We start from the raw sequence: 17182 nt of genomic DNA, 5'->3' as shown, positions 1-17182 counted from the left end.
TTTTGTGCACTATCTAACTAGTGTAAAACTGTAAATATGGGAACATCCTGCATCTTTAAGTAATCTTGCTGCATGATGAATTGTCATACCGGTTGTATATATATCATCGACAAGTAAGACATTAGTTTCAAGTGTTTTTGTTAAGAAAAAAGGATTTTCCGTTGTAATCCGCTGTTGTCTTGATTTCTTTGATTGTTTTTCCGAATAATTTGCTTTTCTAGATAGTGCGTCTTTGACTGGATTCTTATTGTGATGGGCAATGATTTCTGCAATGGCCGTTGCTTGATTGAATGCTCGATCCTGGAGTCTATCTTTTGTTAAGGGAATCGGTACGATCGTGAAGGATTTCATTGGATATAAGTTTCGTACTTCTTTTTTGATGTATGGCGTAAATATTTCTTTTAATTGATAGTCGCCACGATATTTCCATTGAGAAATAATCTCTTGCATAAACGGCGTATAAGGAAAAAGGGAACGATTATACTGTAATACATCTCGATACTTTTGATCGGATTGCCACTTTTTGCAATCATCACATAATGTTTGCATGGGCATCTGTCTTCCACAACGTTCACAAATAGCATCATTAATCCTGTCCACTTGTGATTGACAGCTGTCACACAATCTTGTCTGTTCGTTTGGCAGAAAAAGCGTGCTCCAGGTGACAGGTTGACTAATCCAATCCTGACATTTTAGGCAATTCATCATAGTTTTTTTCCTTTCTTATTCATCATTTTGATTTGGGAGATTGCATCTTCTATGGCATTGGTTTTACCTTGGTGGATAAACAGGACATTTCCGGTTGGATCGTCCGGGCTTCTTCCTGCTCTTCCCGCAATTTGGACTAATGCTGCTTCATCAAAGACATGGTGTCCAGCATCGAGAATAACGACATCAACGGAAGGAAAGGTTACGCCTCGTTCGAGAATTGTCGTTGTAACAAGGGTGTCGATTTTTGTCTGACGGAATTGCTCTACTTTTTCTTTTCTGTAAGGGTCTTCGGCGTGAACAGAAGTTGCTTGGTAACGATCGGCTATTTTTTTGAGTAAGTGAATGGTAGGAACAAATAGCAATAATTGCCTAGCATTTGTTCGTGCTGTGAGGAACTGTTGTAAAGCTTTTGGTTCTGTTCCTTGCTGGAGCTTTTTTCTTAGGTTTATTTCGATCTTGAGTTGGGGGATTGGTAGAGGATGACCGTGAAAACGAATCGGTACAAATTGCACAGGCAGTTTCTTTTGACGGATTTTTTGTTTATGTTCTGGTCTGGGGGTGGCTGTTAAATAAATAGATGTGGCATCCTTTTTGCAAGCTCGATCGCTTAGGTAAGGTAATGTTTTGTCATGGTGAAAAGGAAACGCATCAATTTCATCAATTATCATGACATCGAAGGCATCTTGATATCGAATTAATTGATGGGTCGTGCTAATGATCAGTTGTCCTGTATCGGTCCGGTCAGGTGAGTCAGCATATAAAGCTTCGATTTCTGTATCTGGAAAAGCATGCTGGAGGCGGGGAAATAGCTCCCTTACCACGTCCGCTCTAGGTGTAGCAATACAGATACGTTTTCTTGCTTTAATAGCTTTTGTTATAGCTGGAAATAGCATTTCTGTCTTACCTGATCCACATACAGCCCAAATGAGTAGTTCTTTTTGCTGGGTACCAATCGCTTGTTCAATTGCTTGTGCTGCTTTTTGTTGTGGGGTGGTTAATGAGCCTGTCCAATGACACGGTTGTGTTTGAGTTGGCCAAAAGGGTTCGGATCCGTTCCAGGATATGAGGGTTTCACATTGAAGGACTCTACCTGTCTGGATGCAGTTGCGACAATAGAGATGGGTGTGACTACATCTTGCACAGGGTATCCTGGCGAACAGTTGTTGATTGGTATTTCCGCAACGGTTACATTGGTGCCGACCATATTTGGTTTTCATGCTTGGGTATAGTTTTAATTGATTGGTGTGGATTAGATAATCTATTGTTGGCTTTGCAAGTGGAAGTTCCGAGGTTAATAAAAGCTTTCCGGCGAGGATTTTGGAAAAATTCATGGCAAGCCTCCTGTATGGTTGGTGGGGACAAGCCCCACCATATTATATTTTATGTCTAGCTCCAGCGCCCAAAAACTAGTGCCCTTCCTTCAGCTCTGTACGATAAGTCATCATCAGTTCCTTCGTCACTGTGATTCCTTTATCTCCTACACTTCAGTCCAGGTCATACGTTTTTAAGCGGGCGCACTACGCTTTTCTTATACCATCCCATCCCTAGTGATCCTTCACCGAGATGTGTACCGATAACTGGTCCGAAGTAACTTACTGATACTTCTACATTTTCAAAACGTGTTTCTAACTGCTGTTTAAATTCTTCTGCCTCCGCTTCACGGTTGGCATGAATCACAGTTGCTCGGATGGGTACACCTGTTGATGCATCTTCTTCGAATAATTGAAAGATTCGCTTTAAGGCCTTTTTCTTCGTACGAATTTTTTCATATGGTACGATTTTTGTATCTTCAAAATGTAGAATTGGTTTGACTTGAAGCATGCTGCCAATCAGGGCTTGCGCACCATTTAATCTGCCACCCCGATGAAGATGAGTTAAGTCATCGGCCATGAAATAAGCGCGCAGTGATCCTTTCATTTCATGTAATCGTGACATAATTGTTTCGGCATCTTCGCCATTTTGAGCCAATTCAGCTGCTTCCAGCACATAGAATCCTTGTGCCATACAACTGATTTCGGAATCGAATGGAAAGACATCAATTCCTTCTACCATGGATTGTGCTGTCACTACGGATTGAAAGGTACCACTGATACCGCTGGATAATGTAATAAAAATAGCTTGATCATAATTTTCTGCGAGTTCTTTTAATTTTTCTGTTATGAGTCCGATAGATGGCTGAGATGTCTTGGGAAATTGCTCAACCTCTTTTACTTTTTGATAAAATTCTTCTGTAGAGATATCGATTTCTTCCTGATAGGAGTCATTCCCAATTACAACATTCAAGGGAACCATATGTATATTTTTTTCTTTTCTATGAGAATCTGAAATATATGCCGTACTATCGGTAATGACAGCAACTTTCATACTTATATCGAACCTTTCTTCTATTTTTTAGTTTACTATATTTTATTTTACCTAATAATATGTTCGTTGCATAGTCATATTTTGAGAAAGGTTTTGGAGAGGTGTACAAGTCCGTAATCCTGATGATTGTTGGCAAGATTAAGGGCTTGTTGGTGAGACACGAGATAATCTTGCTGTTTTGAATAGATCAGGAGCAATTATCCGCGAACAGACAACATCGCACTAATACAAACGGACATTTAATCCGTTATTTGCAACAATAACGATTGTTTAGTAACTTTAGTGGATATCTATTCTCTTATTTCATGCAATTTCTCTTTAATGAGAATAAAATAGGCGAAATAAAAGATCAAATGTCCGTAAAATCCTAAAAAGTATCGTTTATGTACAAAATAGAGGAATAAATGTCCGCTTCTTTCAACGTACACACGTTGATAAAACTTATAAAATTTCTACCCAGCCTTTTTTAATGGCTATGACAACTGCTTGGGTACGATCTTTTACTTTCATTTTTTGCAGGATACTACTTACATGGTTTTTGACGGTTTTTTCACTTATATAAAGAGATTCTGAGATCCCTTTGTTACTTTTACCTTCTGCAAGTAGCTGCAATACTTGGCATTCACGTCTTGTTAGTAAATGAAGTGGTTTACGATGTTCTACTTCTTTTAATTTCGAAAGCGATGTGTCAGAATCATATAATGCATCTTCTTCTGAAACTAAACGACGATATTCCTTTACTAAATTATGTGTGACTTTTGGATGGAGATAAGAGCCACCTTCAGACACAACGGAAATGGCGTCAATCAATGCGTCAGAGTCCATTTCTTTTAGTAAGTAACCTTGTGCACCTGATTTCAGGGCGTGCGTAACGTAATTTTCGTCATCATGAATCGAAAGAATAATAACTTTAACTCCAGGGTAACGTTCTAATAACTCAGCCGTTGCCTCTACCCCATTGACACCAGGCATGTTAATATCCATTAATACTACATCTGGCTTGTACTTTTTAACAAGTTCCGTAGCCATGGATCCGTCATCACCTTCTGCCAATACATTAAAGCCAGTCTCTAATTCTAATATCCTTTTAACCCCTTCACGAAACAACTTGTGATCATCAATTAATACAATGTTGGTTGTCATGATTACTCCTCCTCAAGTTCCTATATATTCTTTTTTAATGTATCTGAAGTTATCATCGCTGTGATCCTGCTATTTGTCTCCTATCTCTACTATTATACCCGAATTAGGTTAATTTGCAGTAGTAGTGTCTTGCTCAACAGGAATCATTATACTAACTCTCGTACCTGTTCCTTTTTTACTGTTAATCTTCAGCTCTCCTCCGAGAATCTCAACACGCTCGTGCATGCCTATTATACCAAAAGATTTATCTTTTTTCTCGGATTGTTCAAATCCCTTACCATTATCCGTGATCGTAGCGACAACTCTTTCATTAGAAATGTCTAACTCTACTACAATCAGTTCTGCTTCTGCATGTTTCATTGCATTTTGTATCGACTCTTGTATTAAGCGGAATAAGGCTACTTCATAATGACTATGTAACCGCTCGTTACTCGACTGATACTTGAACCGGATATTAGGATGTTGATCTTCTAATGTCCTTATGTACTTTTTAATGGTCGGTATTAATCCTAAATCATCCAGTGCCATTGGGCGTAAGTCATAGATAATCCGTCTTACTTCATATAAAGAATCGCGAATCATGACTCTTACATTGCGCATTTCTTTAACTGCACTGTCTACATCGCCTTTTTTAAAGGTGCGGTCGACTATTTCAGATCGCAGCATAATATTTGCCAACATCTGTGCTGGTCCATCATGCATTTCTCTTGATAGCCGGCGACGCTCTTCTTCTTGCGCTTCGATAATTTTCAAACCAAATTCTTGCTTTTGATGCGCATCACTGATTAAATCGGAAACTTCCTTAAAGTCTTCGTTTAAATAATTCAACACAATTGAAATTTTTCCGACTAATCCTTCTGCTCGTTCCACCATTTGTTCGATTGATTTTAGACGTAGCTCAATTTCATCTCGTCTTTCTCTAAGCACTTTTTCCTTATCACGTGTTACAACTAAATCTGTTTGAAGCTGATGGGCTTGGTCGTATACTTTCCTGATTTTATCTTCTGAATATTCTTTGAAGTTTTTACTTACTTCGGCTAGTTTCTTTCTAGCTAGCTTTACTTTCTTTTCAAGCAAATCTCCTTCTTCAATAACCGTTGCTACATCTTCCTTCAAAATTGCTAATTCATGCTCTAATGTTTCATATTCCTTACGAGATTCTTCGGCAATTTCAAAGACTTCATCCTTACTATTTTTTACTGTATCTATCATCTCGTCTATTATATAATCTAATGTACGATCTGTATGTTTCATATACAAAACCTCACCACCTAGTTTCATGTTATACGATACGAAATATATAGTTCTTTTTTAGGGGGTCATCATAATATTCTTTATTCCCTATTACAATTATTTTACACGCACTGTTTGGATAAACACAAATTTATTCGTAGTTAGGAGGATTTATATATGCTTAACCAGTATTTCACAGTAAAGCCTGAGGGTTCTGATGAACAAGTGATACAGAAATCTAGATTTATTGGATATGTGAAACGCGTAACAAACGAAGACGAAGCCCAGCAATTCATTCAAGATATTAAAAAGAAGCATGCTGATGCTACACATAACTGTTCTGCCTATATGATTGGTGAGCATGACCAGATTCAGAAAGCTAATGATGACGGGGAACCAAGTGGTACTGCGGGTGTTCCGATATTGGAAGTATTAAAGAAGCGTCAATTAAAAGACACCGCTGTTGTGGTCACAAGATATTTTGGCGGGACCAAACTAGGTGCAGGTGGATTGATTCGCGCATATTCCAGCACAACCACATTAGTAATCAATACGACAGGTGTTGTCGAACGAAAACGAATGAAGAAGTATTTTGTAACTGTTGACTATACCTTTTTAGGAAAATTGGAAAATGAATTGCGACAATCTCATTATTTATTAGAGAAAATGGACTATCTCGACCAAGTAACGTTACATGTACGTACCCTGATTGGAGAAGAAACAACTTTTAAGGATTGGATAACCAATTTGACTAGTGGAAATGTCGAGATCAAGGAAGGTGAAGATTCATATATCGAAGTAGACGTTTCGACCGAGTGACTATTTCCCCGGAAATAATTGGAGTGTGAAATATCTTCACACTCTTTTCTTATTTGTGATCAAATGATAATAGATTTGCCTGCTCAAGTTCCTTTGTCAGCTTTTTTATAAATTCCTGTGAATTATCGATTTGTTTTCTCTCGGTTTGGTCTAGCATTTTTTGTAGTATCGATCGATAAACTTCTTGCTCCGTCAAACGACTCAACCCCTTTACCCATCCTAATTATACAATATGTTCGTACTTCTATTTTCGTAACTTGTTCACTATTAAAATAACAAAAATCGCTATCAAGGCTCCTATTCCATCCAGAACGACATCACCGGCATATGGTGTACGGTTTGGTGTTAATCCTTGATGCCATTCATCAAAAATAGCGTACAATAAAGTAGTAAAAAATGCAAAAAAAGTTAATAGAGTTACATTTTTATACTGCCATGTCTTTCTGAAAGCTAGGTATAATAGACTGCACAGTATGCAGAATGCGCCTATATGGGCTCCTTTTCGAATAAAAAATTCGACAACCCCTTCTACTCCTAATTGATCGACACTTACTATCGATTGATGATAGCTAAAAAAAATCGGCTGTAGGATAGCTTCCAAAAAAGATAGGTCGATATATTGAGAGAGCAATGGTTTCATGTCTTGGTCTTCGTATGGTTGATCAGATGAGTAATATATAACTCCCATCCATAGAATAGGGAGTAGCCAATATATTAACTTCTTCATTAATCCCTAAAACTCCTCTTTTTTCTACATATATTTTCTAAATTTAGCAACAGTTTCTGACCGTCGCTTACAATCAATTTCATAAGTTTAACATGACATGTCTTTCTACTAATAGCAGGCTAGACAAAAAAATAGCCAGCAACTTCTGCAAGTGGCTGACTTGTCTGTTGGTTAATGATTTTGCTTCCATTTGTTAAATTCTAAAAATTCTTTGAATTCCTGCTTAGAGACACCAGAATGCATCGCTTCTTCAGCAAGCTTTAACCAATCTTCATCTAATTGTTCTTTAATTTCTTCATCAGATTGAGACATTAGTAATTCATTAACGGTCACACCAAGTACTTTGCCTACCTTTTCCATGAATTGAATCGAAGGATTGGATTGAATTCCACGTTCAATAGAACTTAAATAGGACTTAGCAATCCCAGCTTGCTCTGCAACTTCAGATAATGACATTCTTTTTTGTTTCCTTAGATCTTGAATTTTTTGCCCTATCACAACAATTCACCCACTTTCCTGCTAACCTTGATCATTATAACATATAATTAGTTTTTTCTGTTCTATATAAAGGTACGCCTTTTTGTCGAAATATGCAAGTGTTTATGACTATTTTTTGTGTATATTGCGTAGAATTAAGACCAAAGTCCTGTAGGATTATTCGTTAAAACGTAATTTTTTGGCATATGCTTTTTGGATGATAGGTCAATTGTCGAAGATTTGCAACTATTTCCCGTTAAGAAACACGTGCATTTTACCATTATTATTAGTATAATATGGATAATACATAGACTAAAGAGGTGTGGAATATAATGAAGAAGTTAGCTCTACTTTTTATTTTGGCTGGAGTCGTGATTCTAGGCATTGGTGGTTATCAATACTTCAAAATACAAGCTGCTGAAAACCAGGCAATGACTGAGGCAAAAGAATTATTAGACCAGTCTTCCAATGAGACCAGTGAGGCTATCAAACAAACACCTGAAGACTTTTTTCCTGACATGGGGAAAGCAGTCGGTATTCTTGAAATCCCGACACTTGATGCTGAATTACCTATTGTAGAAGGTACAGACCCAGATGATTTAGAAAAAGGAGTCGGCCATTACCGCGGTTCTGCCTATCCGATGCAAAATGATCAAATCGTTCTTTCCGGACATAGGGATACGGTTTTTCGTAAATTAGGAGAAGTAGAAATCGGTGATACGTTCACCCTTCAATTACCATATGGAGATTTTGAATATGAAATGGTAGATTCCAAAATTGTTGATGCAGACGATACGACCATCATTAAATCAACAGCGCCTGAAGAAGAATTGGTTATCACTACTTGTTATCCTTTTTCCTATGTAGGAAACGCACCTGAAAGATATATTATCTATGCAAAGCCAATTTATTAAGCGTATTGTCTGTTAGCAATACGCTTTTCACTTGTTTAAGAGGGGGTATATATTAGATGAAACGGTTTATGATTGTATTGATAAGTTTGGTAGCATTTTTAGTTGCCTGTCAAGAAGACGAACATGTTAAGCCGGAAGATCGTTTACAGGAATATGTTGACCATTGGATGGCGGAAGACTTTGAAAGTATGTATCAAATGGTTGAGGAAGACGTTGATAAGGAAGAATTTGATCGTTATCCAAAAATATATGAAGACTTGGAAGTAACAGATCTCTCTGTCGAATACGAAGTTCCAGAACCAGCTGAAGATGAGGAAGAAATCAACTTAGAAGAGATCGAATCCATGACATTTCCACTGCACGTAAACATGGAAACGTTGGCTGGTCCCGTTTCTTTTGATACGGAAATTGAAATGGTGAAAACGATAGAAACTGTGGAAGATGAAGAAGAGCTGGATTGGCTCGTTCATTGGCACCCTGGATTTATTTTTCCCGAGTTGGAAGATGGTGGATCAGTTGGTATCAATAGAGTAGAGCCAATTCGCGGGGAAATTTATGATCGAAATCGCGAAGCATTGGCTGTCAATGAAAGTATTTATGAATTAGGTGTAGTAGATGACTGGTTTACGGAGAATGAAAAGCAGGAAAAAGAAGAAATAGCAGAAATACTAGATATTACGGTTGAAGATATCGATAATGCCTTAAGTGCTGGCTGGGTCACACCAGATGTGTTTGTTCCATTAAAAGTAGTTCCCAGCATTAGTGAAAATGGTTTAGAGGGAGCTTTGCAATCGATTAAACCATTTACAAAACAAACCACTACAGGACGTATCTATCCTTTAGGTGAAGCTGCTGCTCATTTAGTTGGCTATATTGCACCGATTACAGCAGAAAAATTAGAAGAAGTCGATTCTGACTTTTATTCTGAAAGTGATTTAATTGGATATCGTGGGCTAGAAGAACTCTATGAAGAGGAACTCCGCGGTGAAGAAGGTGTCCAGATTTATGTCGATAAAGAAGATCAAGATCCAGTCCTAATCGCTGAAACAGAAGTGAAGGATGGCGAGACCATCACCCTCACTATTGATGCAAATGTACAAGAAAGTATTTTTGACTCATTAGATGGTGATGCAGGTACTGCTACAGCGATTGATCCTGCCACCGGTGAGACATTGGCTATAGTAAGCAGTCCAGCCTTTGACCCGCACGCTTTTCTTTATGGACTTAGTGGTGCTCAATGGAATGAATGGCAGGAAGATCCGAAGAATCCTTTATTAAATCGATTCACTGCAACATTCGCACCTGGCTCATCGTTTAAACCGATCACCAGTGTTATTGGCTTGGAGAATGGCTCGATTGATCCAAACAAAGGATTTACCATTGAAGGACTCACATGGCAAAAAGAAGGCTGGGGTAACTATTCCGTTCGACGTGTTTCTGAATCAAACGGTCCGGTTGACTTAAGAGACGCACTTGTCCGCTCCGACAATATCTATTTTGCAATGCAAGCATTGGAAATGGGAGAGGATGCATTTGTTTCCGGATTAGAAGCATTCGGCATTGGTGAGGAATTCCCTTTTACTTATCCTATCCAATCAAGCTCGATCTCTTCTGATGGTACATTAAGTGAAGAAGTGTTATTAGCAGATACAAGTTATGGCCAAGGACAAATTGAAATGAGCGTACTACAATTAGCAACTAGTTATTCTGTTTTCACAAATGACGGCAACATCGTGCAGCCAACCTTGCTGATGGACGAAGAAAAAGGCCAGACATGGAAAGAAGGTCTGCTTTCTAGTGATAACGCCGATATCATTCGTGATGCATTACGCGGTGTAGTAACAGACGGAACCGGGGGTGGCGCAAATGTTAGTGGATTGGGCATCTCCGGAAAAACCGGAACTGCAGAACTGAAGCAATCACTTGATGAAGAAGGCGCTGCTGAGAATGGTTGGTTCGTCGGCTACCCGGAAGACAGCAGTGTAATCATCGCTATGATGGTAGAAAATATTGAGGACAAAAATAATGGCAGTGGCTATGTCGCAGAAAAAGTAGGAAACGTCTTTTCTGAGATTAAATAAAAATTGAGAGCTAGCCCATGGGGATCGGGCTAGCTCTTTTTTTGTATGAAATTATCTGGACACTTTTTTATACTTTCTGGATACTTTTTATGATAATCTGGACACTATCTTCATTTTTCTGGACACTTTTACTAATTATCTGGACACTAATTCACTTTTTCTGGACACTCTACATAAATGGTGCTAAATCATGATGTCTATAGTATGCACCTTTACTCGTTCCCACTTTAATAAATCCTGCTCGATTCATCAATTTTCTTGCTGCATCTGGAGATAGTTCTCCTAAAAAATCCTGAGCTATTCTTTTCGTTATTCTATTCTCCGACAATAATGCTAAATCAAACAACACGGGTAAGTGGGCATCAGAGCTGCGTTCATTACAAAAAGGACATTGCCAACGCATGCATATTCTATTCATCGAAAATCTCCCACATGCTGGACAAGGCGTACCTTTGATAATATCTCTCCACTCGATGCCATACCTTTCTAGAATGGGAAAATGTGCTTCTTGATGATGGTCTCGTAAAAAGGATACTATTTCCTGATTTCTAGAAGATGATATTTTGGCTGGGTGTTTCCTTGTAATTTTTTCTAAAAAGTTAGGAATGGCTTGTGCTGTGAGAATGCGGTGCCTATCGGGATAATCCTGAAGTTCTAAGATTGCATTACGATTGACGAAGACCGCTACAGTAAAGATGGGAAGTTGCTCAATATTATGTACATCAAGAAATCGGCGGAATTGTGCGTGTTGAAGATCTACTTGCAGCAATGGATCGGGAAATACTTCTTTTTCTCCTGCTTTTGTTCGTATTAGTTGTCGGGAATGTGGATCAAAGTAGATGGGAGCGGTGTAATTCTTGATTTCTAACAGAACACGGTAGCCTAAATCGAAAAGGATCCAATCTATTTGAAAGGCTGATTTGTGCTCAATGCAGAGACCCCTAAGGAATTGTGGTGAATCGAGGTTGGCTTGATGCAGGTGATATTGGAGATTCGTTTCCCCTGTTTGTCCGGATTCAAATTGCCGCCACTTGTCATAAATGTGCCGAAATTGTGGATGATGTTCTGGAAGACGATCAATTAGTGCTTTGTGTTTTAATAGTTTTAATGATTTTTCTGGTATCATTTCTCCTCCCCTTTCTCATTTATCGTATCAAGAAGCACAGCAGAATTCTACTGTGCTTCTTCTTTATAATGAAATTACTTGTCCTGTCTTACTGCTTTCGTATACAGCGTCGAGCACTTTCATTTGGTTGCGAATTTTTGTGATATCGTAGAATAAGGCTTGATTGTTAAGAACTGCATTGGCGAAGTTTTCTGCCATTAATGTATACTGATCACCTGCTTCTTCCAATACTTCGGTACCTTCATCTGTTTTTACATGAATTTCGCCAATCATCCCTTCATTCGTATCTGGTCGGAAAGCAGATGTTACGGTAATGCTTCCTTTTGAGCCAACTACTTCGTACGATTCGCGTGATGCACAATCAAAGCTGGAATCAAACGATGTGACGATGCCATTTCCAAAGTTAAGTGTGCCAGTCATGGTAGTGTCCACATGTAGTTCTGGGTGATAATGGGCACTTGCATAAACGGATACCGGTTCTTGCTCTAAAATATTGCGGATTGCATGCAATGCATAACAGCCGACATCAAACATTGAGCCTCCACCAAGGTCATTATTTAAGCGAATGTTGGAGCGGTCTTCTAGATAAAAAGAAAAGCTTGCACGCATGAAAGCTACGTCACCAATTACACCGTCATGAATCAATTTCTTTACTTTTTGATGTTGCGGATGGAATTGATACATAAACGCTTCCATAAACACGACACTATTTTTTTCACATGCAGTAATCATTTCTTCCAATTCTTCGTTAGTAACTGCAACCGGCTTTTCACAAAGCACATGTTTTTTCTTTTCAGCTGCTTTGATTACCCATTCTTTGTGTAAGGCATTTGGTAATGGAATATAGACTGCATCGATTTCTGGGTCGTCTAATAATGCTTCATAACTGTCAAAAGTACGTGGGATATGGAGTTCTTCTGCTGCTTCTTTTGCGGTTTGTTCATTTCTACTTGCTATCGCCACTACTTCTCCATTACTGGACCTGTGAATTGCTGGTATAACTTCTGTTCTTCCGATTTTTGCTGTACTTAGTATTCCCCATTTTAATGTCGGCATTTTATCTCTCCTTTATAATGTTTTCATTGCCCCACCGTCTACGATGAGTGTCTGACCGGTAATGTATGTATTTGCAGCTGAACCTAGAAAAAGGATTGCTTTTGCGAATTCTTCTGGTTGTCCAATGCAACCAATCGGGATATTCGCTCCCGCTTTTTGCATTCGTTCTTCAACTGATTCGTCTGATGGTTGCTGTTTGTAAATATCACGGATTCGGTCAGTTTCCATTGTGCCTGGACCTACCGAATTAATCAAAATGTGATCAGATGCTAATTCCTGAGATAAACTCTTGGATAAACCGACAATTGCAGGCCGAAAGGTATTGGATAATAATAGTCCGTCTAATGCTTGCTTCATCGAACTTGATGTAATATTTACAATACGTCCGAATTGCTGTTCTCTCATTCCTGGTGTGACAGCTCTAACGGTACGAATAATATTCATCAGTAATAATTCAAATGCATGTTGCCAATCATCGTCATCAAAGTCATTAAACTTGCCTGCTGGTGGACCTCCGGCGTTATTGATTAAAATATCAACAGGACCAACTGCTTGTATCATGTGTTGAATATCTTGACTTTTAGTAAGATCACAAACAACCACTTCCACTTTTGCATTACCTGTTTGTTCAATAATCTCAGTAACTGCTCGCTCTAATTGCGATTTATTTCTACTTGCGATCACAACATGTGCTCCCTCTTCTGCATACGCTTTTGCACATGCTTTGCCTAAACCTTTGCTTGCTGCTGTAACAAGAACTTTCTTATCCTTCACTCCTAAATCCATCACACACACCTCCTCCTCTCTATTTTATAAGGTATGCGATTACAATAGCAAGCAACAAGAGTCTTGCTTAAGATTCCTCATAGGAGAAAAATAAGTGAAACTCTTCCTTGGATTATTGCTTCGCTTCATGGGATACTTGCTTCTCTTCCTTGGATTTAACCTTTTATCCAAGGAAGGGAAAGATTTTTCCAAGGAACAAGGTGGGATCTTCCTTGGATTACTGTTTCGCTTCCTTGGATATATTCCTTTATCCAAGGAACAGGGAACTTTTCCAAGCAAAAAAAGCAGTTGCCTAAGCAACTGCTACATTTCATTTAATTTTGTTGTATATAACAGAAAGTTTTCAGGATTTTTATCATCTAAAGACCGATCAATCAGTCTTAATAAATTACTTCTCTCTAATTCCATAATTACGTGGTCGATATTATCCTTTTTCTCATCGGTTTCTGAAACGATGATATATGGACTTAATATGGTTGATAGATGTTCTTGGAAATCTTTTACCTTCATCAGGTCTGATAATGTAATGTGATTATATTTTTTCCCTTTTTGAAAAACAAAAACATCATTTTTATTTTCAATTTGTTGTGTATCGCGATTGATTCGGATTTCTCGAGCTTCGAGCGGGACAAAATGATATACTTCATCATCCATTAATAGGGAAAAATATTGATAAGCGAGTACCACCCGAATGTAATTGCCTTCTTCTTTAACGTAATACGGTTTTAACATTTTCACGGAAAGCAAGTTCAACACCTCCTCAAAAATTCACAACGCACTAATCTGACTGAGATATATTTTTATTTTACATCATATGCAAGAAATAAGAAAGCGTTTACAAATAATTTAATAAAAGAATTTTTTGGTACGACAAAGATATCTTACCATTTGGCAAAATTCAACATGGAAAGCTATAGACTTCTGCGGTATACTAAGCAATAGAATGTTTGAAGGAGAATTTTTCTAATGAAATGGTCTAAGGTACGCTACCGTATTTTTGGTAGACGAATAATCAAAACAGCTTTGGCAGTCTTTTTAACATCACTGTTATGTGAATGGATTGGCTGGCCACCGGTATTTGCTGTCATCACAGCCATCGTCACAATCGAACCCACCGTTGCTGATTCCATCAAAAAAGGAATTGTCCGCTTCCCTGCATCAGCGATTGGTTCAGCCTATGCCGTTTTATTTATATATTTATTTGGGAACTCGCCAATAACATATACACTTTCCGCATTATTAACGATTATCACGTGTTATCGTTTAGGCCTTCATGCTGGACTACTGGTGGCAACACTGACATCCGTTGCGATGATCGAAGTAATCCATACAAATTTATTTGTCTCTTTCTTTATTCGACTCGGAACGACGACAATTGGACTGTTAGTATCGACATTAGTCAATATGTTTATTTTACCGCCTAATTATACGAAAAAGATTATGACTAATATCCATGATTTATTGAAACAGACGGGAGAAGAGTTAGAAATCATTTTGAAGCAATCACTTGGTAAAGGCCAGCAGGCAACCAAAAAAACAGAGATTGACAAGCGTTTTCTTACATTAAAAAACACATTGGATCAGACTGATAAATTGTTGCACTTTCAAGCAGCCGAATCGAAATATCACCGACTGGACAAACAAACAAAAAAGGTATTTGACTTTGAAAGAAGAAACCTGACACATTTACGATTAATTCATTATCATATTGGCAATTTAATTAATACACCTATCCAGAATATTTGTTGGTCAAAGCAAGAGTGTGAAGATATTATGGAAATGGTGGAAACATTAGTTGATTTTATGAAATATCCTGATCACTATAAGGCTAGTGCCTATCGACAACAAGTGAAAAAATTAATGAATCAATTCTGGGAAAGTAAAAAACCAAGCGAGGATAAAAATCCTACCCTTTTCACGCCAGAAGTGATTATTTTATATGAATTATTGTCTATTTATAATATTGTAGAAAAGATATTAATTAGTGAAAATGAAATTTCGAAATAACAAAACTCCCAAGAAGCTTGGGAGTTTTGCCTATTTATATCTTAAATTGTCTTACTAAGCCATTTAATTCTTCTGCAAGCTTTGCCAGTTCTTCTGAATTAGAAGATACTTCTTCCATTGAACTGCTAGCTTGTTGAGCAGATGCTGATGTTTGCTCGACACCGGCTGCCGATTCTTCAGATATCGATGCAATTTCTTCAACAAAATTATTAATCTCTTCGCTACTTGTCTTCATTTCAGACAAATTCGTTGTTACTGTTGTAATGCTAGAAACCATATCCGTTACTGCGGTATTGATTTGCTCAAATGTCTTTCCTGTATTTTCAATTTGTTCAGACCCTACTTCCACCTCACTGTATCCTTCTTCTAAAGATTGTGATACATTGGAGGATTCGCTTTGGATATTCGTTACAATTCCTGTGATATCAGTAACAGATACTGCTACTTGTTCAGCTAGCTTGCGAACTTCATCTGCTACAACCGCAAATCCTTTTCCATGTTCTCCTGCACGGGCTGATTCGATGGCAGCATTTAATGCTAATAGATTGGTTTGTTCAGCAATATCTTTGATGACTGCTACTAGTTTTGTAATCTCTTGTGATTGATTATCTAAACCGCGTACTTTTTCTACTGCATCTTGGACAATCGTATGGATTCGTCCCATTTGTGCAACAGAGGAGTTCATCATTTCACTACCATTTTCCGCCATGTTTAATACCTTAGTTGATGCACCTTCAATCTTTTCACCGTTTTCGTCTGCTTCATGTACTTTTTGAGAAAAATCACTCATTTTAGAAGCAACATCACCAGCATGATTCGCTTGTGTTTCGGCGCCTGATGCCAATTCCTGCATAGTTGAAGCAATTTGTCCGGTTCCAGACCTTACTTCATTTGACGATTGATTTAACTCTTCACTTTGAGCACTGACAGTATCAGATACGGTTGATACTTGTTGAATGATCTTTCTTAAGTTCGTACTCATCTTATTTATCGAACGAGAAAGCTGTCCAATTTCATCATTTGCATGATAATCTATACTATCAACTAGCAAATTACCATCCGCAATGCTGTTGCTAACATCTACTACTTTATTTAAGTTTCTGGAAACTATTCGATTAACGATGATAATTAAAATGATACTAATAATGAGGGATACCGCAATCGCTATAATAAGTGCCGAGATAGCCATTGTTTGACTCTTCTTTGCTTCATTAACTGCTATCAATCTATCTGCAGCCACTAATTCTTGTAATTCTTCTAAAATCTGCACAACTTCCCGCTGGATATTATGAGCCTGATCTGCATGGTGTGCAGCCATTTCCAAATCCCCTTGTCCCACATAACTAATCACTTCATTGAACTCAAGGTTAAATGCTTCATCTAATTCTACTACCTGTTCCACTAGCGTCTTTGCTTCTGAATTACTTAAATCCTCAGCTAAATCATCCTTTAACCTCTTAAATAAATCTTTACGTTGATTAAATTCATTTACGACTTCAGATGTAGGATCTTCCATATATTGAAATACCCGGATACCTTTAGCCCTGATTAATGAACCCATTTCTGTCACATTAACTGCTCTGTCGCCTCTTCTCTCCATTGCTTCAATTTCGGATTGAACATCATCTAGGAAAAAAGCTACCACAATCGTAGAAATTAAAAAAAGCCCTAAAACAACACTAAGTATAAGCCCATACTTAGTACCGATCTTAACATTCTTAAAACGTAATCTTTTCAT

18 protein-coding genes are annotated in these 17182 nt (G+C 38.0%); 5 read left to right on the top strand and 13 right to left on the bottom strand.

What is annotated here, in order from left to right:
- Nucleotides 1-9: 9 nt before the first annotated feature.
- Together GI584_RS08425 and GI584_RS08420 are read right to left on the bottom strand one after the other, a co-directional pair.
- Complete coding sequence (locus GI584_RS08425) at nucleotides 10-708, bottom strand: ComF family protein (RefSeq protein ID WP_153790947.1); 699 nt, start codon at nucleotides 706-708, stop codon at nucleotides 10-12.
- Nucleotides 705-1775, bottom strand: coding sequence for an ATP-dependent helicase ComFA (locus GI584_RS08420; protein ID WP_228552415.1), 1071 nt, complete (start codon nucleotides 1773-1775; stop codon nucleotides 705-707). Before GI584_RS08420 ends, GI584_RS08425 begins: the two co-directional genes overlap by 4 nt.
- Here GI584_RS08420 and GI584_RS23990 point away from each other — a divergent pair.
- Nucleotides 1722-1940, top strand: coding sequence for a hypothetical protein (locus tag GI584_RS23990; RefSeq protein WP_228552455.1), 219 nt, complete (start codon nucleotides 1722-1724; stop codon nucleotides 1938-1940). The two genes, GI584_RS08420 and GI584_RS23990, sit on opposite strands and share 54 nt — an antisense overlap.
- A gap of 265 nt (nucleotides 1941-2205) precedes the next feature.
- Here GI584_RS23990 and GI584_RS08415 read toward each other — a convergent pair whose 3' ends face one another.
- From GI584_RS08415 to GI584_RS08405, 3 genes are all read right to left on the bottom strand, one after another.
- A complete protein-coding gene (locus GI584_RS08415; protein WP_100361105.1) occupies nucleotides 2206-3075 on the bottom strand; it encodes a DegV family protein in 870 nt (289 codons plus the stop codon).
- Nucleotides 3076-3516: 441 nt separating this feature from the next.
- Nucleotides 3517-4218, bottom strand: coding sequence for a response regulator transcription factor (locus GI584_RS08410; RefSeq protein WP_100361106.1), 702 nt, complete (start codon nucleotides 4216-4218; stop codon nucleotides 3517-3519).
- A 108-nt stretch (nucleotides 4219-4326) separates the two neighbouring features.
- A complete protein-coding gene (locus GI584_RS08405; protein ID WP_194842202.1) occupies nucleotides 4327-5472 on the bottom strand; it encodes a sensor histidine kinase in 1146 nt (381 codons plus the stop codon).
- A 156-nt stretch (nucleotides 5473-5628) separates the two neighbouring features.
- Between GI584_RS08405 and GI584_RS08400 the strand changes: the two genes are divergently transcribed.
- Nucleotides 5629-6270: a YigZ family protein gene (locus GI584_RS08400; protein WP_153790945.1), complete on the top strand. Its 642-nt coding sequence runs from the start codon at nucleotides 5629-5631 to the stop codon at nucleotides 6268-6270.
- A 49-nt stretch (nucleotides 6271-6319) separates the two neighbouring features.
- Here GI584_RS08400 and GI584_RS08395 read toward each other — a convergent pair whose 3' ends face one another.
- The 3 genes from GI584_RS08395 to GI584_RS08385 form a co-directional block, all read right to left on the bottom strand.
- On the bottom strand, nucleotides 6320-6466 hold the full coding sequence (locus tag GI584_RS08395) for a hypothetical protein (RefSeq protein ID WP_153790944.1): 147 nt from the start codon (nucleotides 6464-6466) through the stop codon (nucleotides 6320-6322).
- 48 nt (nucleotides 6467-6514) lie between these two features.
- The gene (locus GI584_RS08390; protein WP_153790943.1) at nucleotides 6515-6997 is read right to left on the bottom strand and encodes a VanZ family protein; all 483 of its coding nucleotides are present in this window, start codon (nucleotides 6995-6997) and stop codon (nucleotides 6515-6517) included.
- Nucleotides 6998-7168: 171 nt separating this feature from the next.
- A complete protein-coding gene (locus GI584_RS08385) occupies nucleotides 7169-7495 on the bottom strand; it encodes a helix-turn-helix domain-containing protein (RefSeq protein WP_100361110.1) in 327 nt (108 codons plus the stop codon).
- 311 nt (nucleotides 7496-7806) lie between these two features.
- Between GI584_RS08385 and GI584_RS08380 the strand changes: the two genes are divergently transcribed.
- Nucleotides 7807-8388 carry a class D sortase gene (locus tag GI584_RS08380; protein ID WP_100361111.1) on the top strand — a complete coding sequence of 194 codons (582 nt, stop codon included), beginning with the start codon at nucleotides 7807-7809 and terminating at the stop codon, nucleotides 8386-8388.
- 56 nt (nucleotides 8389-8444) lie between these two features.
- Complete coding sequence (locus GI584_RS08375; RefSeq protein ID WP_153790942.1) at nucleotides 8445-10469, top strand: penicillin-binding transpeptidase domain-containing protein; 2025 nt, start codon at nucleotides 8445-8447, stop codon at nucleotides 10467-10469.
- Between the two features lie 169 nt (nucleotides 10470-10638).
- On the opposite strand, the gene GI584_RS08370 is transcribed toward GI584_RS08375, so the two are convergent.
- The 4 genes from GI584_RS08370 to GI584_RS08355 all read right to left on the bottom strand — a co-directional run bounded on the left by GI584_RS08370 (nucleotide 10639) and on the right by GI584_RS08355 (nucleotide 14175).
- Complete coding sequence (locus GI584_RS08370) at nucleotides 10639-11595, bottom strand: nuclease-related domain-containing protein (RefSeq protein WP_153790941.1); 957 nt, start codon at nucleotides 11593-11595, stop codon at nucleotides 10639-10641.
- Nucleotides 11596-11658: 63 nt separating this feature from the next.
- Complete coding sequence (locus tag GI584_RS08365) at nucleotides 11659-12651, bottom strand: Gfo/Idh/MocA family protein (RefSeq protein WP_153790940.1); 993 nt, start codon at nucleotides 12649-12651, stop codon at nucleotides 11659-11661.
- 12 nt (nucleotides 12652-12663) lie between these two features.
- A complete protein-coding gene (locus tag GI584_RS08360; RefSeq protein WP_153792948.1) occupies nucleotides 12664-13437 on the bottom strand; it encodes an SDR family oxidoreductase in 774 nt (257 codons plus the stop codon).
- Between the two features lie 303 nt (nucleotides 13438-13740).
- Nucleotides 13741-14175, bottom strand: coding sequence for an IDEAL domain-containing protein (locus tag GI584_RS08355; protein ID WP_228552414.1), 435 nt, complete (start codon nucleotides 14173-14175; stop codon nucleotides 13741-13743).
- Between the two features lie 228 nt (nucleotides 14176-14403).
- On the opposite strand from GI584_RS08355, the gene GI584_RS08350 reads away from it, so the two are divergent.
- The gene (locus GI584_RS08350; RefSeq protein WP_153790938.1) at nucleotides 14404-15444 is read left to right on the top strand and encodes an FUSC family protein; all 1041 of its coding nucleotides are present in this window, start codon (nucleotides 14404-14406) and stop codon (nucleotides 15442-15444) included.
- Between the two features lie 34 nt (nucleotides 15445-15478).
- On the opposite strand, the gene GI584_RS08345 is transcribed toward GI584_RS08350, so the two are convergent.
- Entirely contained in the window at nucleotides 15479-17182 is a 1704-nt protein-coding gene (locus GI584_RS08345) for a methyl-accepting chemotaxis protein (protein WP_153790937.1), read from the bottom strand.

Source organism: Gracilibacillus salitolerans (assembly GCF_009650095.1).
GTDB lineage: Bacteria > Bacillota > Bacilli > Bacillales > Amphibacillaceae > Gracilibacillus > Gracilibacillus salitolerans.
This window is presented reverse-complemented; position numbering and strand designations above follow the sequence as displayed.

Excerpts from the sequence above, each read along its gene's own strand:
- GI584_RS08425 (WP_153790947.1), bottom strand. The coding sequence starts at position 708 with ATGATGAATTGCCTAAAATGTCAGGATTGGATTAGTCAACCTGTCACC.
- GI584_RS23990 (WP_228552455.1), top strand. The coding sequence starts at position 1,722 with ATGACACGGTTGTGTTTGAGTTGGCCAAAAGGGTTCGGATCCGTTCCA.
- GI584_RS08345 (WP_153790937.1), bottom strand. The coding sequence starts at position 17,182 with ATGAAAAGATTACGTTTTAAGAATGTTAAGATCGGTACTAAGTATGGG.
- GI584_RS08370 (WP_153790941.1), bottom strand. The coding sequence starts at position 11,595 with ATGATACCAGAAAAATCATTAAAACTATTAAAACACAAAGCACTAATT.
- GI584_RS08410 (WP_100361106.1), bottom strand. The coding sequence starts at position 4,218 with ATGACAACCAACATTGTATTAATTGATGATCACAAGTTGTTTCGTGAA.
- GI584_RS08365 (WP_153790940.1), bottom strand. The coding sequence starts at position 12,651 with ATGCCGACATTAAAATGGGGAATACTAAGTACAGCAAAAATCGGAAGA.
- GI584_RS08380 (WP_100361111.1), top strand. The coding sequence starts at position 7,807 with ATGAAGAAGTTAGCTCTACTTTTTATTTTGGCTGGAGTCGTGATTCTA.
- GI584_RS08390 (WP_153790943.1), bottom strand. The coding sequence starts at position 6,997 with ATGAAGAAGTTAATATATTGGCTACTCCCTATTCTATGGATGGGAGTT.
- GI584_RS08400 (WP_153790945.1), top strand. The coding sequence starts at position 5,629 with ATGCTTAACCAGTATTTCACAGTAAAGCCTGAGGGTTCTGATGAACAA.
- GI584_RS08415 (WP_100361105.1), bottom strand. The coding sequence starts at position 3,075 with ATGAAAGTTGCTGTCATTACCGATAGTACGGCATATATTTCAGATTCT.
- GI584_RS08405 (WP_194842202.1), bottom strand. The coding sequence starts at position 5,472 with ATGAAACATACAGATCGTACATTAGATTATATAATAGACGAGATGATA.
- GI584_RS08350 (WP_153790938.1), top strand. The coding sequence starts at position 14,404 with ATGAAATGGTCTAAGGTACGCTACCGTATTTTTGGTAGACGAATAATC.
- GI584_RS08375 (WP_153790942.1), top strand. The coding sequence starts at position 8,445 with ATGAAACGGTTTATGATTGTATTGATAAGTTTGGTAGCATTTTTAGTT.
- GI584_RS08360 (WP_153792948.1), bottom strand. The coding sequence starts at position 13,437 with ATGGATTTAGGAGTGAAGGATAAGAAAGTTCTTGTTACAGCAGCAAGC.